The 13,299-nt window shown below is 61.7% G+C and carries 14 protein-coding genes; 7 read left to right on the top strand and 7 right to left on the bottom strand.

Annotated features, from left to right (window positions below; translation table 11 throughout):
• Positions 1–54: 54 nt before the first annotated feature.
• Positions 55–651, top strand: coding sequence for a nucleoside triphosphate pyrophosphatase (locus Q0562_RS09660; RefSeq protein WP_298643849.1), 597 nt, complete (start codon positions 55–57; stop codon positions 649–651).
• On the opposite strand, the gene sppA is transcribed toward Q0562_RS09660, so the two are convergent.
• Entirely contained in the window at positions 589–1,545 is a 957-nt protein-coding gene (gene sppA / locus Q0562_RS09655; RefSeq protein WP_298643847.1) for a signal peptide peptidase SppA, read from the bottom strand. The genes Q0562_RS09660 and sppA overlap by 63 nt on opposite strands.
• Positions 1,542–2,480, bottom strand: coding sequence for an RluA family pseudouridine synthase (locus Q0562_RS09650; protein WP_298643845.1), 939 nt, complete (start codon positions 2,478–2,480; stop codon positions 1,542–1,544). The genes sppA and Q0562_RS09650 overlap by 4 nt, the downstream gene beginning before the upstream one ends.
• A 159-nt stretch (positions 2,481–2,639) precedes the next feature.
• On the opposite strand from Q0562_RS09650, the gene Q0562_RS09645 reads away from it, so the two are divergent.
• Both Q0562_RS09645 and lpxK read left to right on the top strand, forming a co-directional pair.
• A complete protein-coding gene (locus Q0562_RS09645) occupies positions 2,640–3,122 on the top strand; it encodes a c-type cytochrome (protein ID WP_298643843.1) in 483 nt (160 codons plus the stop codon).
• A 173-nt stretch (positions 3,123–3,295) separates the two neighbouring features.
• Positions 3,296–4,330: a tetraacyldisaccharide 4'-kinase gene (lpxK, locus tag Q0562_RS09640; RefSeq protein WP_298643841.1), complete on the top strand. Its 1,035-nt coding sequence runs from the start codon at positions 3,296–3,298 to the stop codon at positions 4,328–4,330.
• 133 nt (positions 4,331–4,463) lie between these two features.
• Here the strand turns inward: lpxK and Q0562_RS09635 are convergent, their stop codons facing one another.
• From Q0562_RS09635 to Q0562_RS09625, 3 genes are read right to left on the bottom strand one after another with little or no spacing between them, the layout of a single operon-like run.
• On the bottom strand, positions 4,464–5,411 hold the full coding sequence (locus Q0562_RS09635) for a DMT family transporter (RefSeq protein ID WP_298643839.1): 948 nt from the start codon (positions 5,409–5,411) through the stop codon (positions 4,464–4,466).
• Between the two features lie 26 nt (positions 5,412–5,437).
• Positions 5,438–5,803 (bottom strand): hypothetical protein, encoded by a 366-nt coding sequence (locus tag Q0562_RS09630; RefSeq protein WP_298643837.1) that lies wholly within the window; start codon positions 5,801–5,803, stop codon positions 5,438–5,440.
• On the bottom strand, positions 5,800–7,650 hold the full coding sequence (locus Q0562_RS09625; protein ID WP_298643835.1) for a potassium/proton antiporter: 1,851 nt from the start codon (positions 7,648–7,650) through the stop codon (positions 5,800–5,802). The genes Q0562_RS09630 and Q0562_RS09625 overlap by 4 nt, the downstream gene beginning before the upstream one ends.
• A 214-nt stretch (positions 7,651–7,864) precedes the next feature.
• On the opposite strand from Q0562_RS09625, the gene Q0562_RS09620 reads away from it, so the two are divergent.
• From Q0562_RS09620 to Q0562_RS09605, 4 genes are all read left to right on the top strand, one after another.
• The gene (locus Q0562_RS09620; protein ID WP_298643833.1) at positions 7,865–8,206 is read left to right on the top strand and encodes a cupin domain-containing protein; all 342 of its coding nucleotides are present in this window, start codon (positions 7,865–7,867) and stop codon (positions 8,204–8,206) included.
• Between the two features lie 295 nt (positions 8,207–8,501).
• On the top strand, positions 8,502–9,014 hold the full coding sequence (locus Q0562_RS09615; protein WP_298643831.1) for an O-acetyl-ADP-ribose deacetylase: 513 nt from the start codon (positions 8,502–8,504) through the stop codon (positions 9,012–9,014).
• Positions 9,015–9,055: 41 nt separating this feature from the next.
• On the top strand, positions 9,056–9,784 hold the full coding sequence (locus tag Q0562_RS09610; RefSeq protein WP_298643829.1) for a hypothetical protein: 729 nt from the start codon (positions 9,056–9,058) through the stop codon (positions 9,782–9,784).
• Between the two features lie 14 nt (positions 9,785–9,798).
• Positions 9,799–10,659 carry a hypothetical protein gene (locus tag Q0562_RS09605; RefSeq protein ID WP_298643827.1) on the top strand — a complete coding sequence of 287 codons (861 nt, stop codon included), beginning with the start codon at positions 9,799–9,801 and terminating at the stop codon, positions 10,657–10,659.
• Between the two features lie 173 nt (positions 10,660–10,832).
• On the opposite strand, the gene Q0562_RS09600 is transcribed toward Q0562_RS09605, so the two are convergent.
• Together Q0562_RS09600 and Q0562_RS09595 are read right to left on the bottom strand one after the other, a co-directional pair.
• Positions 10,833–12,155 carry an MFS transporter gene (locus Q0562_RS09600; RefSeq protein ID WP_298643825.1) on the bottom strand — a complete coding sequence of 441 codons (1,323 nt, stop codon included), beginning with the start codon at positions 12,153–12,155 and terminating at the stop codon, positions 10,833–10,835.
• A 320-nt stretch (positions 12,156–12,475) separates the two neighbouring features.
• The gene (locus Q0562_RS09595; protein ID WP_298643802.1) at positions 12,476–13,288 is read right to left on the bottom strand and encodes a DNA ligase; all 813 of its coding nucleotides are present in this window, start codon (positions 13,286–13,288) and stop codon (positions 12,476–12,478) included.
• Positions 13,289–13,299 lie beyond the last annotated feature (11 nt).

Below are 13,299 nucleotides of genomic sequence, written 5' to 3'. Positions count from 1 at the left end.
CTCGCCGCCTTGTCTCAGTCCCATTGGAAACAACTCGTGTTTTTTGGAGGTTTTATGCAGTTGCTTTTAGCGAGTACGTCGCCGTTTCGCGCGGCTATTTTACAGACTTTGCGTTTGCCCTTTGCGACGGCGCGGCCGGAGGTGGATGAATCGCCGCTGCCCGGCGAAGCGCCCGCGCAGTTGGTCGAACGGCTGGCTGTCGCGAAGGCGCAGGCGGCCGCTGCTGACGCGGGGACGTTTGTGATTGGTTCGGATCAGGTGGCGACGCTGGACGGCGATATTCTCGGCAAGCCGCACACGGTCGAGCGCGCGGTGGCGCAGCTGTTGCGTTTCAGCGGGCGGCGCGTGCTGTTTTTGACGGGGCTGTGCCTGCGCCGGGGCGCGGTGGTGCACAGCGTGGTGGAGCGTTTCGAGGTGCAGTTCCGCCCGCTCAGCGAGGCGGCGGTGCGCGCGTATGTGGCGCTGGAATCGCCGCTTGACTGCGCGGGCAGTTTCAAGTCGGAAGGGTTGGGCATTCTGCTTTTCGACGCGTTGCTGGGGCGTGATCCGAATGCCCTGGTTGGTTTGCCGCTGATTGCGCTGCGCGGGTTATTTGAGCTGCATGGGGTTGACCTGCTCGCTGAAATCGAGCGCGCGGCGCAGGCCGGCTGAGGTTTCGCTGCCCACGTCGCGCATCAGGCGCTCGAAGGCGTTGCGGTCACGCTTGTATTCGATCATTTTCAGGTCTTTGTATTTGGCGTCGCGCAGGGTGTTTTTGTCGCCGAGGGCGTCAATGAGGCCGAGCGGCAATGCCTGTTCGCCCGTCCAGAAAAGGCCGCTGAACATTTCCGGCGTTTCTTTCAGGCGGCTGCCGCGTCCGTCGCGCACCGCCTTGATGAATTGTTGGTGAATGTTATCTAGGAGTCCCTGCATATGCGCGACTTCTTCGGGCTTGAGCGGCTGGTCGCCGGCGAGGAAGTTTTTGTGTTCCCCGGCGGTGAAGGTGCGCGGGTCGAGGCCGAGCTTGCCGAGTAGTTCGCGATAGCCGAAGTTTTGGCTGATGACGCCGATGGAGCCGACGATGCTGGCTGGGTCGGCGTAGATTTCATCCGCTGAAGCGGCGATAAAGTACGCGCCTGAGGCACCGGCATCGGCAATCACGGCATAGACGGGCAGTTTGCGTTCTCCTTTGAGGCGCTTCACCGCGCGGTAAATCTCGCCGGATTGCACGGGTGAGCCGCCGCCGGAGTTGATGTCAAGGAAGACGGCCTCGGTGTGCGGGTTCTTGAAGGCTTTTTCCAGACTGCGGATGGTGTCATCGGCGTTGGCGTCGCTGTCGGCGGCAATCAGTCCCTGAATCGGCACCACGGCGATGTGCCTGACGCCGGGGCCGCTCGCCGCGTTGTCGCGGTCGCCCCCGCCCAGGCTGAGGAGAATCAGCAGCATCAGGAGGAAATACCCCATCCAGAAGAAGCGGAAAAAGATTTGCCAGCGGCGGCGGCGGCGGGTCTCGACGATGGCCTCGTGGGCGACGATGGCAAGGGCGCGTTCTTCATCAAAATTCATACAGATTCCTTATCAAGAGTGGATAACAGGCGGGCGGCCGCCGCAGGCAGCGGCGCGCTGACCGCAATGGGGCAGTCATCATAAACGAAACGGATGGAGGCCGCGTGCAGAAACATCCCCTTGAAACCGAGGCGGCGGATGGTGCGGTTGAACTCGCGCTTGCCGTATTTGTCGTCGCCGGCGATACCGTGCCCGCGCGACTGCACCGCGACGCGGATCTGATGCGTGCGCCCGGTATCCAGGCGCGCTTCCAGGAGCGTCGCCCCGGCAAAACGCCGCCCGATGCGGAACAGCGTGCGCGCCTCCTGCCCATGTTCCGTGCTGACCACCATGCGCTCGCCGCCGCGCAACTGCCCCTTCGCCATGCGCAGCCGCACCTCGCGCACCTGGTCGTCCCAGACGCCATCCACCAGACAGCAATAGCGCTTCTCCACGCCGCCCGCCTGCATCAGCGCCTGAAAGCCCGCCAGCGCCTGCCGGTGCTTGCCCAGCACCAGCACGCCGGATGTGTCGCGGTCGAGGCGGTGCGCCAGTTCGGCATAACCTGCGCCCCACAGCTGCCGCACCGCATCAATCAGGCCGAAATCCTGCCCGCTGCCGCCATGCACCGGCAATCCGGCGGGTTTGTTCACCACCAGAAAATCCTCATCCTCAAACAGCACCGCCGCCTGCACCCGCTCGCACCAGAACCCCGGCACCGTCTGCGCGGCGCGCTGCCCGGCGGCAACCGGCGGCAGACGCAGTGTATCGCCCGCGCCGATGCGCGCCTCCGGCTTGATCCGCCCACCGTTCAGACGCACCTCGCCCCGGCGCAGCATCTGGTAAATGCGGCTCTTTGGCAGCGCCGGATACAGCCTGCGCAGAAAATTATCGAGCCGCTGGCCGCTATCCGCCGCCGATACCGTTACAAAATGCACCTTTGACGCGTCTGCCATCACAAACCCCCTCGCAGAAAAAGCGCGAAGTATAGGCGACAAGCGAAAAAACCGTAACAAACATACAGATAAACGCATGCGGCGGCATACGGCGCTTCTATAAAATAAAGATGGCGCGGCTTGCCGCAGCAGCAAAAAACACACGACAAGGAACCCATCATGACGCAAAACATCCCGCAACAGACCAAATTTATCATGGTCATCCTAGCGCTCTTCATGCCCGCCTTCTTCATCCTGCCGCTGGTCATCTGGGGCGGCGGCAGCACGCCGCCCGCCATCAACAAAAACCTGCAAGCGGCGCGCCTCGCCCCCGTCGGCGTGCTGACCGTCGGTGCCATCACCACTGCCGACGACAGCGGGTTGGCGGGCGCCGCCGGTGCCCCTGCCGCCTTCGACACCCGGGCCGAGTACGACAAAATCTGCGCCGCCTGCCACGGCAGCGGCCTCTTGAACGCGCCGAAACTGGGCGATACCGCCGCCTGGCAGGCACACCTCGACAAGGCAGGCGGCCTCGATGCCCTGGTCAAAAGCGGCATTCAGGGCATCGGCGGCATGCCGGCCAAAGGCGGCTCCGCCATCAGCGACGAACAATTTCACGACATGGTCGTCTTCATGCTGGACAAGGCCGGCGTCGCGCACTAGTGTCAACAGACCCTATATACCCGCAGTATAAAAATGAAGCGCGCCCGGCAACCGGGCTTTGCATACCCGCCGGCGCGCGAACGCGCCGCAAAAAACGAATGGTCTTGAACCACAATGAGAAAAGGGCGGATTTCCGCCCTTTTGCACATCCCACCCACCACAGGAACCCACTCATGCGCGACATCCCCCGCTTCTGGCGCAGCCGCAACGCCATCAGCCTCCTGCTCACACCGCTTGCCGCCCTCTTCGCCGCCATCAGCGCCGCCCGCCGCGCGCTTTACCGCTGCGGCATCCTGCCAAGCCGGCGTATGCCCGTACCCGTGGTCATTGTCGGCAACCTCACCGTCGGCGGCAGCGGCAAAACGCCGCTGGTGCTGGCGCTCACCCGTGCCTTGCACGCGCGCGGCATCCCCGTCGGCATCATCAGCCGGGGCTACGGCGGCAGTGCGCGAACAGTTACCGATGTCGCCGCCTGTCCCGATGCCGCCGTGGTCGGCGACGAGCCGCTGCTGTTGTGGCAAACGACCGGCGCCCCCGTCGTCGTCGGCAAAAAACGCGCCGCCGCCGCGCAGAAACTCCTCCGCGACTACCCCGCAACCCGCCTGCTCATCGCCGATGACGGCTTGCAACACTACGCCCTCGCCCGCGACGTGGAAATCGTCGTCATCGCCGCCGACCTCGGTCTCGGCAACAGTTTGCCGCTGCCTGCCGGACCGCTGCGCGAACCGCCCGCCCGTCTGGCGCGTGCCGACTGCGTGCTAAGTGCCGATCCCGCGCGCTATCCGCATCCGCACAGCTACCCGCTGCATTACCGCAGCGGCGGTGTGCGTCCGCTCGGCGGCGGCGGGCTGCGTCCGCTGACGGCGCTTGAACCACCGCTGTACGCGCTGACCGCCATCGCCCGTCCGGAACGTTTTTTTGCCGGCCTGCGCGCACAGGGCGCAACCCTTGCCGCCTGCCGCAGTCTGCCCGATCACGCCGCCCTGCCTGCCGCTGCCGCCGATTTTGCCGTGGGCGGCAGTCTCATCATCAGCGGCAAGGACGCGGTGAAAACCGCCGCCTGGCCGGAGGCGCTCAAAGCGCGCACCTGCGTCGCCGATTATCATGCCGAGCTGCCGTCCGCACTGCTGCCGCTGCTTTTGCGCCGTCTGGGGCTTGCCACGCAGCCGGAAGGCGCAGCGGCACCGGATTACTCTCCGCCTGCATGACGGGCAGGGGGCAGAGGCTTTGGCGCGCACCTGCTCCTGCTGCTGTTCCGCCGCCCCGTCACCCGGCGCCTGCCAGACGCCCTCATCGCGATGGTCGTGTGGGGCATCGCCTGCGGGCTGTTGCGTTACGGCATCAGCCTGATGGAGCAGACGGGCGACAGCGCCTGCGGCCGATGTAGGTCAGCACCATGCCGCCGACGGCCACCGCGCCGCCGCCGATGAGCGACAGGTGCAGATGCTCGCCCAGCCACAGCGCGGCGAAGAGGACGCCGAAGACGGGTTCCAGGGTGAGATAGCCTGCCGCGTTGCCTGCGCCGAGCGCGCGGATGCCGTCGAAATACCAGGCATAGGCGAGCACGGTCGAGCCGAAGGTCAGCGCCAGCAACGCGCCCCAGGTTGCCGGGGTGGCGTGCAGCAGCGCCGCCCAGCCCGCCGTGCCGTCCAGCGCGAGGCTGAGCGGCAGGAGCAGCAACGCGCCGAGGAAGAGGGTAATGACTGTGGTCGTCAGCGCGTCCATGCCGGAGAGCATCTTGCGCCCGATCAGGGTGTAACCCGTCCACAGGAAAATACTGATGAAAATCAGCCATTCGCCGGTGCCGATGTGGCCGTGCAGCAGCGCCAGCGGGTTGCCGCGCGCGATGACGATGGCCGAGCCCGTAACCGCGAGCAGTATGCCCGCCACAATCAGCAGGTTGAGCTTTTCGCGGAAGAGCCAGGCGGCGAGGAGCAGGGTCAGCACCGGGCTGAGGGCGAACAGGACCGCCGCCCGTCCGGCATCGATGTAGCGCAGCGCGAACATGAAGCACATGGTGTAGAGCACGATGCCGCTGATGGCGGCAAGCGTCAGCCCCGCCCATTGCCGCGCGGTGAGCGCTAGCAGCAGGCGGGTGCGGCGCAGGTGGTGCAGCCAGATGAAGAGCGCCAGCGCGGCGAGGAAGAAGCGGATGGTGGCGGCGGTAACGGGCGGCACCGTGGCGACCACGGTTTTCGCCCAGGAGTACGACGCGCCCCAGAACATGACCATGCCGAGCAGGCGCAGGTGAACGCCCCAAGCCGGGGCGGAAGAAGAGATGTTGTTCATGGTGCAGGGATTTTGAGTTGCCTTGACTATACCGCCTGCGCCTTGCACAGGCGGATCAGGCCGTAAATCAGGCGAATGGGCCACCACAGGGCGGTAAGCCCCCAGGTGATGAAGGCGGCAAGCAGCAAGTTGAAGGCTGCATCGTCCGCGCCCTGCGTATTGACATCTTGCAGTACCGGCAGCACCGGGACGATGCCGGGGAATGTGCCGGAAATCATGCCCCAGAAGGTGGCGATGAGATAGCGCAGATGCGTGCCGTACATCGTGCCTGCCGTCTCGCGCCGCATGGCGCAGGCCATGATGATGCCGGTGAGCGACATGACGCCGTCGGCGGGGAAGAGGATGTATATCGCCAGGGTTGGGTTTTGACGCGGGTCTGCTGTTGCCGTCATGACGCTATCCCGCCGCCTGTTCCTGCGCCACAGCTTCTCCCTGCATTTTCCCCGGCAGGCGCGGCGGCTTTGTCTGTTGCCGCTTGCGGTGGTTCTTCCGCTTGCGGCGGTTCTTCCGGTTTTGGCGGCATTTTCACCGCCAGCCATTTCATGTAGCCGCGTTCGTCGAGTTCCTTGATGGTGATTTCGCAGCCGTTCAGATCGAGGCGGTCGCCCGCAACCGGCACATCGCCGAAGCGCTCGCGGAAGAGTTCCCCCAGGGTGCGGTTGTCGTTGCCTTCGCCGATGTCGATGCCGTGCGCCGTCGCCAGTTCGCCCATGCGCACGTAGGGCTTGACTTCGATTTCCCCGTAAAACGCCTGTTCGTCCGCGCTTTGCTGGTGTCCGGAGAACTGTTCGGCAAATTCGCTGCCCCGGTCTTCGGGGAAGACGTACCAGGCGATGTCGCCTTTTTTCATCTGCGTGTTCATGCCGACTTTCATGATGGCGTTGTCGCGGATAAGCGCGAAGAGGCGGGCGTTGGCGAATTGTTTCAGGCGGGTCAGCGCGTAGGGGTGGCTGCGCTCGGCCTTGGAATGTTCAGCCACCTTGAAGGATTGCAGCTGCATGGTGAGCTTGTCGGTGAGCCAGATTTCCTTGCTGTCCAGCGGTTCGGGTTGCGGCGGCAACACGACTTTCAGCTTGCGCGCCATGTAGCCGATGGTCGTACCCTGGATGAGCAGCGAGAGGATGACCACGGCGCAGATGATGTCGAAGATGAAGCGCGCTTCCGGCACGCCCGCCATCAGCGGCATCATGGCGAGGGTAATCGGCACCGCGCCGCGCAGCCCGACCCAGCTGATGTAGGCGGTTTCACGCTTGCTGTATGAAGGGAACCAGACAAGACCGGTAACCACGGCAAACGGGCGGGCGGCGAGGATGAGGAAGCCGGCGATGATGAGCGCGGAAAAGCCGGTTTCCAGCAGGCGGCTGGGGGTAACGAGCAGCCCCAGCATGAGGAACAGCGACGCCTGCGCCAGCCAGGCGAAGCCGTCCATGACGTTGAAGATGTGTTCGTTGGCGGGGTTGCGCGAGTTGCCGATGAGGATGCCGGCGACATAGACGGCGAGGAAGCCGCTGCCGCCAAAAAGGTTGGTGAAGGCAAAGAGCATCAGCCCGCCTGAGGCGACGAGCAGGGCGTAGAGCCCTTCGGCGAGCGGGATGCGGTGCAGCAGCCAGGCGAGGCCGCGTCCGGCCAGCACGCCGAAGAGCAGGCCGAGCGCCATCTGCTGGAAGAGGATCAGCAGGAAGGACCACACACTCGCCTGCTGCGTCGTGTCAAAGAGGGAAATCATCGCGGTCACGAGGAAGATGGCGGTTGGGTCGTTCGCGCCGCTTTCCAGCTCCAGCGTGGAAATCACCCGCGAATTGAGGCGCACACCGCTGCTGCGCAGGAGCGAGAACACCGCTGCCGCGTCCGTCGAGCCGACAATCGCCGCCATCAGGAAACCCATCTGCCAGCTCACTTTCAGGAAGAAGGTGATGAACAGCCCCAGTACCAGCACCGTGCCGATAACGCCCCAGCTCGCCAGAACGATGGCGGGTTTGAGCGAAATGCGGAAACTGGCAACACTGGTACGCAAACCACCGTCGAGCAGGATGATGGCGAGCGCGAGCTGGCCGATGAGATTCGCCACGAGGAAATTGCCGAACTGAATGCCGCCGATGCCCTGTTCGCCCGCGAGCATGCCGACGCCGAGGAAGACCAGCAAGAGCGGCATCCCCATATGCGCCGAGAGGCGGGTGGCTATCACACTGATAAAAAACAAAAAGGCAAAAATCAGGAAATACAGGTTCATGCTTTCCATACGCGGCACTCCTCTCTGGCTACGGAAAAAACGGGGGAAACGGGCGGCTATTGTAAAAGGAAACACTCCCGCTTGCGGGGGAAAGCGCCCGCCCGGCGACACATTCATGCCGGTGTTGCCGCGCTTGCCGCCTGCCGCCGCGTACTGCAATCCCGATTGACAAGGGTTATCATTGCGGCGTGGCAACCGGTGCCACATACAACGGAGGATAACCATGAGCGACATACTCAAAAACATCGCAAAAGCCGAAGTGCTGACCCTCGCCGCCCTCGTCGATTACAGCGCAGGACAAGTGGTCAGCAAAACCCTGGTGCAAAACAAGGGTGTCGGCCTAACCCTCTTTGCCTTTGCCAAAGGCGAAGGCATCAGCACGCACGAATCCAAAGGCGATGCCCTCGTTACCGTTCTTGACGGCGAAGGCGAATTTACCATCGACGGCGTGCCCTACCTGCTGCACAGCGGCGAATCCATCGTGATGCCCGCCAATCACCCCCACGCCGTCTATGGCAAAGAAAACTTCAAAATGCTGCTGAGCGTCATCTTCCCGGAAAGCTGAAACCATGCAGCCATAAACGAAAGAAGGATAGGCAACTATCCTTCTTTTTTTGCCCGCCGTTTCGTGCACGACAAAAGAAGAAACCCGGAATGAAGCCGGTAGCATAAAGAAAAACCGTCCCTCGCTTGCGGAGGACCGCTTCCCACAAAAACGCGAACGTTTTTGTGAGGGCCCGGAAGGGGGATAGAGCCGGCAATAAACGGACTTTGGCGCGCGCGGAAGTTCCGCCGTTTCCAGGCGACGGTAAATGACGCTTGCCCGTCTATCATGCAGGCCGCAAACAGAGGATAAAACCATGACACCCACCCACGCCGACATCACCATCACCGTCGCCGACATCACCACCCTGCCCGTCGATGCCATCGTTAATGCCGCCAATCCGACCCTGCTCGGCGGTGGCGGGGTGGACGGCGCCATCCACCGCGCTGCCGGGCCGGAACTGCTCGCCGAATGCCGCAAACTGGGCGGCTGCGCGACGGGCGAAGCCAAAATCACCGCCGCTTACCGCCTGCCCGCCCGCTACATCATCCACACCGTCGGCCCCGTCTGGCACGGCGGCGGGCGGGGCGAAGCGGCATTGCTCGCCGCCGCCTACATCCATTCTCTGCGCCTCGCCGACGCCCACCAAGTACGCAGCATCGCCTTTCCCTGCATCAGCACCGGCGTGTACGGCTATCCCGGCAAAGCGGCGGCAACAATCGCGCTGCACACCGTACGCGATACCCTGCCGCAATGCCCGCAAATAGAAAAAGTGATTTTCTGCTGTTTCAGTGAGGGGGATGCGGGGATTTATAGAGCCATCATGTAATTGGCATGTTTTTTGCTTAATTGCTCAATAGTATTTTAATAATGCAGGATGATGACAAACAGCCTGTCTTTAAAATATTGCTAATTGTTCCAAACCGGGAGAAAAAAATGTATCTGGAAAAATCATCTAACCGAAGATTGTTTACTTATAAAGTGGCTTATGACAAAGGGGTAGCCCCCAATCCTTATTGCGGTGTATGCACTCTGGCAATATGCAAGCCCAAGATTAGGTCAGCAGCTAAAAAAGAAGATATTATTGTGGGTTTTGGCTGTGGTAAAGACTCTGGCCGTATTGTGTACTGCATGGTTGTAGATAAAAAATTATCCTGGCATGAGTATACTGAACTATGTAAAAGCGATGCAATGCTGCGCGGCAAAATTCCCAATAATGAATTTGAACCAGGAGATTGTATCTGGATAAGCGATGAAAATGGCGGATATAAGTGTCTGCCTTCCTGGTCAGGACATGGAGAGGATGCGTACCAACGCGATGTACTGGATGGAAAAAATGTCTTGCTTGGCGGGAAATTCTGGTATTTTGGTCGGGGAGATCAGTATGAAATTATACTTCCTCCAGAATTAAAAAGGATTACGCCAAGGAAACAAGGGCACCGTTCCAACAGTAATAATCCGTTTATAAGCGATTTCATCGATTTCTTTAACCGTGTTTTGCACGAAAAAGATATAAGCGTGGGCGGAAAACTGGGCGAGCCTGCCGAACCGGCATCCCGCCAAACCGCAACCATTTCTTCAAGCAAAAAATGTTCATAAGAAGGAGTAACAATATGAAAGTTATCATTTCCCGCAAGGGTTTTGACAGCAGTAATGGCGGTGGCGCAAGCCCTATCCTGCCTGATGGCAGGATGCTGTCTCTGCCGATTCCGGCAGAAAAAGGCAAATATACTTTTGACGATGTATGGCTGGAAGGCGTCGATGTCGGCAAGATGGTTGCCGAGCTGACCGGTAAAACCATTGACTACCGTGTTCATCTCGATCCGGATTTGAACCGCCCGCCTACCAAACGTCCTGCCGGTTGGCGTCCTGCTTTTGGTCAGGTGAATGCAGCACAAACTTATCTAGCCAACCGCAAGGTCGGCAAGGATGATGTTTTCCTCTTTTTCGGCTGGTTCCGCAGAGTGGAAGAATACGAAGGTAAGTGGCGTTATGTACCGGATGCTCCCGATCTGCATATGCTCTATGGCTGGCTGGAGATAGAAGAGGTATTACCCGTAGATGACGGCAGGAACAAAGCGGCGTATGCCTGGTTGCAGGAACATCCGCATTTTCACTTTGTACAAGGCGAACATAAAAACAATACTGTCTATATTGCCAAGCAGAAATCGGCATTTTCCTCTTCGGCACCCTTTGGTGGCGGCATATTCCCGTATTATTCTCCGGCCTTGCAACTCACACAAGACGGTAAATCCCGTTCAGATTGGTTATTACCCCGCTGGTTCTATCCAAAAGACGGTAAAAACGCATTGAGTTCACACGGAGATCTCACCCGCTGGACTCTGGATGATACCATACCGGAAGATAAAGTCGCTTTGCGTATTCTTTCTCAGGGACAAGAATTTGTTATTGATGGCGCAGAATATCCGGAATTGGCCAGTTGGGTTGCCGACATCGTTGTCCGGAATGCGTAATACCGATCCCAAGAAATAAAACAGGGTTCGTAGGGTGGGCTTTAGCCCACCATCAATATCGCTGCGGCGGGCTAAAGCCCGCCCTACGGTACATTAGTTGCTGACTTTGATTACTGCGGATAATTTCAAGATAAAAACAGCACCAAATGGTGCTGTTTTTATCTCCGGCATGATTACCCCGCACTGATCTCTTCCAGCGTCCGTCCTTTGGTTTCTTCGCCGAGGACGACGATGACCACGACCACCGTCGCAAGCACGGCGGCGAACATCACGAATATCCGCGCAAAGCCGGCACTGCTGCCGCTCATCGCCGCCACTACCAGCGGTGCGATGATGCCGCCGATGCGGCCGATAGCACCCGCCCAGCCGGAGCCGAAGGCGCGGCAGCGCACCGGGTAGAGTTCCGGCGTGTAGGTGTAGAGCACGCCCCAGGCGCCGAGGTTGAAGAAGGACATCAGGCTGCCCCAAATCATGATTTCTTCCGTGGTCGTGCTGTGGCCGAAGCAGTAGGCGCAGATGGCGCAGGCGGCGAGGAAGCCCGCCAGCGTCGCCTTGCGCCCGATGACTTCGACCAGCACGGCGGCGGCGAAGTAGCCGGGCAGTTGCGCGAGGATCATCCCCAGCATGTAGCGGAAGGTTTTGACTACGGCAAAGCCCTGTTCTGCCAGCAGTTTCGGCAGCCAGGTGAAGATGCCGTAGTAGGAAAAGACGATACCGAACCAGATGAGCCACAGCATCAGGGTACGTTTGGCAAAGGGCGTCTGCCACAGTTCGATGAGGCGGTTGCGTGTTTTTTCCGGCACCGGCGGGGCGATGGCGGTCGCGGCGGGCGTGAGCCCCGCCTGCTGTTCCAGGCGGCAGAGCAGGGCGTGGGCGTCATCAAGGCGGTTTGCCGCGAGCAGGTAAGGCACGGATTCCGGCAGGTGTTTCCATACGGCGAAGGCGTAGAGCAGCGGCACGGCACCGATAGCGAAGGCGCTGCGCCAGCCGTATTGCGGGATGAGGTAGTAGGAAACGAGGGCGGCGACGAGCCAGCCCAGTCCCCAGAAGCTTTCCAGAAGGACGATGAAACGGCCGCGCAGGCGGGGCGGCGCATATTCACTTACCAGCGATACCGCCACCGGCAACTGTCCGCCGAGGCCGAAGCCGACCCAGAAGCGGCTGACGAGCAAAAACGGCAGGTTGGGCGCGAGCGCGCAAAGCCCCGTCGCCGCGCCGTAGAGCACCATCGTGGCGGCGAAGACGTTGCGCCGCCCGAAGCGGTCGGCCGCCCAGCCGCTCAATACTGCGCCAAGCGCCATGCCGATGAAGCCGACGCTGACGATCCAGCCGGATTGCTGCTTGTCAAGCTGCCACTCGCCGGTGAGGGTAACAAGGACGAAGGACACCATGCCGGTATCCATCGCATCGAACATCCAGCCCAGCCCGATAAGGCCGAGCAGGTGGAAATGGAAGCGGGACAGCGGCAAGGCGTGCATGCGGGTGAGAATATCCATGGGGAACTCCTGAGGGTTGATGTGGTTTTTAGTGATAAGCCATGCGTATTATAACGCAGGCTGCGTATCATGGACGCGGTGCAGACGGGGTGAAGCAAGGTGCCGCCGGTCGCCCAGGGAGCAGGGAAGGGCGGAAGGCTGTGCGCACGGGGCGGGTAGCCGGCAAGCGCAAGAATTGGTGCGGCGCGCGCAGGTGTCGCACATGCGGCTGTGGCGTCAGTGTGGGTCGATGGGCTGGTTGTCAGGAGGGGCGGGCAGGGCACGTTAGTGCTCTGCGACGCAGCAGATGACGGATTGCAGGCGGTGGCGGCAGGCGGTGTTCATGGCTCGTTGTGCGCGCGCAGGTAGGTGGCGAAGCGGGGCGTGCCTTTTTTGGTGTAGCCCCGATAGCGGTAGGTGATGGTGCTGCCGATGGCGGGCGGGTGTTCGCGTTCGGCGTCGCTGAAGCCGGAGCCGATGCGGAAGCTGCCGTGGGCGTTTTCGCAGGTGAGCGCGCCGAGGCGATGGGCGTTGCGGCCCGTGCCGGGGTGGTGGGCGGTAACGGTGCATTCGGCGTCGTGCGCGCTTTTGTGTTTGAGCAGATACGGGCTGCGGCCGCCGTGGTAGGGGCGGGCGGGGTCGCGCAGCATGACGCCTTCGCCGCCTGCCGCTTCGATGGCGTGCAGGGCGGTATCGACTTCGGCGGTATCGCGGATGGGGATTTGCGGGATGAGGCGGATGCGTGCTTGCGGGTGATCCCGCAGCCAGGCGGCGAGGGTGGCGAGGCGCCGGTAGAGGGTGCTTTCTGCCTGCGGCACGTCGAAGACGTGCAGGTGGATGCCCGCCCAGTCGGCGTCAGCGCTGCGGACGGCGGCGGAGATACGCTCGAAATCGCCGCGCGTGCTGTACAGTTCGCCGTCCAGCGGCCAGGGCGGGTAGTCGGCGAGGAAGCCGTCAGGCGGGTGGAAAGGGTGGCCGGCGCGGCTGATGAGTTGGTGTCCGTCCCAATAGGCGCGCACGCCGTCGAGTTTTTCGCTCATCGCCCAGCCGCGCACGTCCTGCCCGCTGTATTCGCCGGCGAGGATGAGGTCGGGCGCGGCGGCGCGGGCGGCCATCATGAGGCAGGCGAGGCAGAGGGCGGGGAGGCGGGGCATGGTGCGGGAAG

It is taken from the genome of uncultured Cardiobacterium sp., from assembly GCF_938028825.1.
In the GTDB taxonomy this organism is placed as follows: domain Bacteria; phylum Pseudomonadota; class Gammaproteobacteria; order Cardiobacteriales; family Cardiobacteriaceae; genus Cardiobacterium.
Note: the sequence above shows the minus strand (reverse complement) of the source record. Positions and strands in the feature narration are given on the sequence as shown.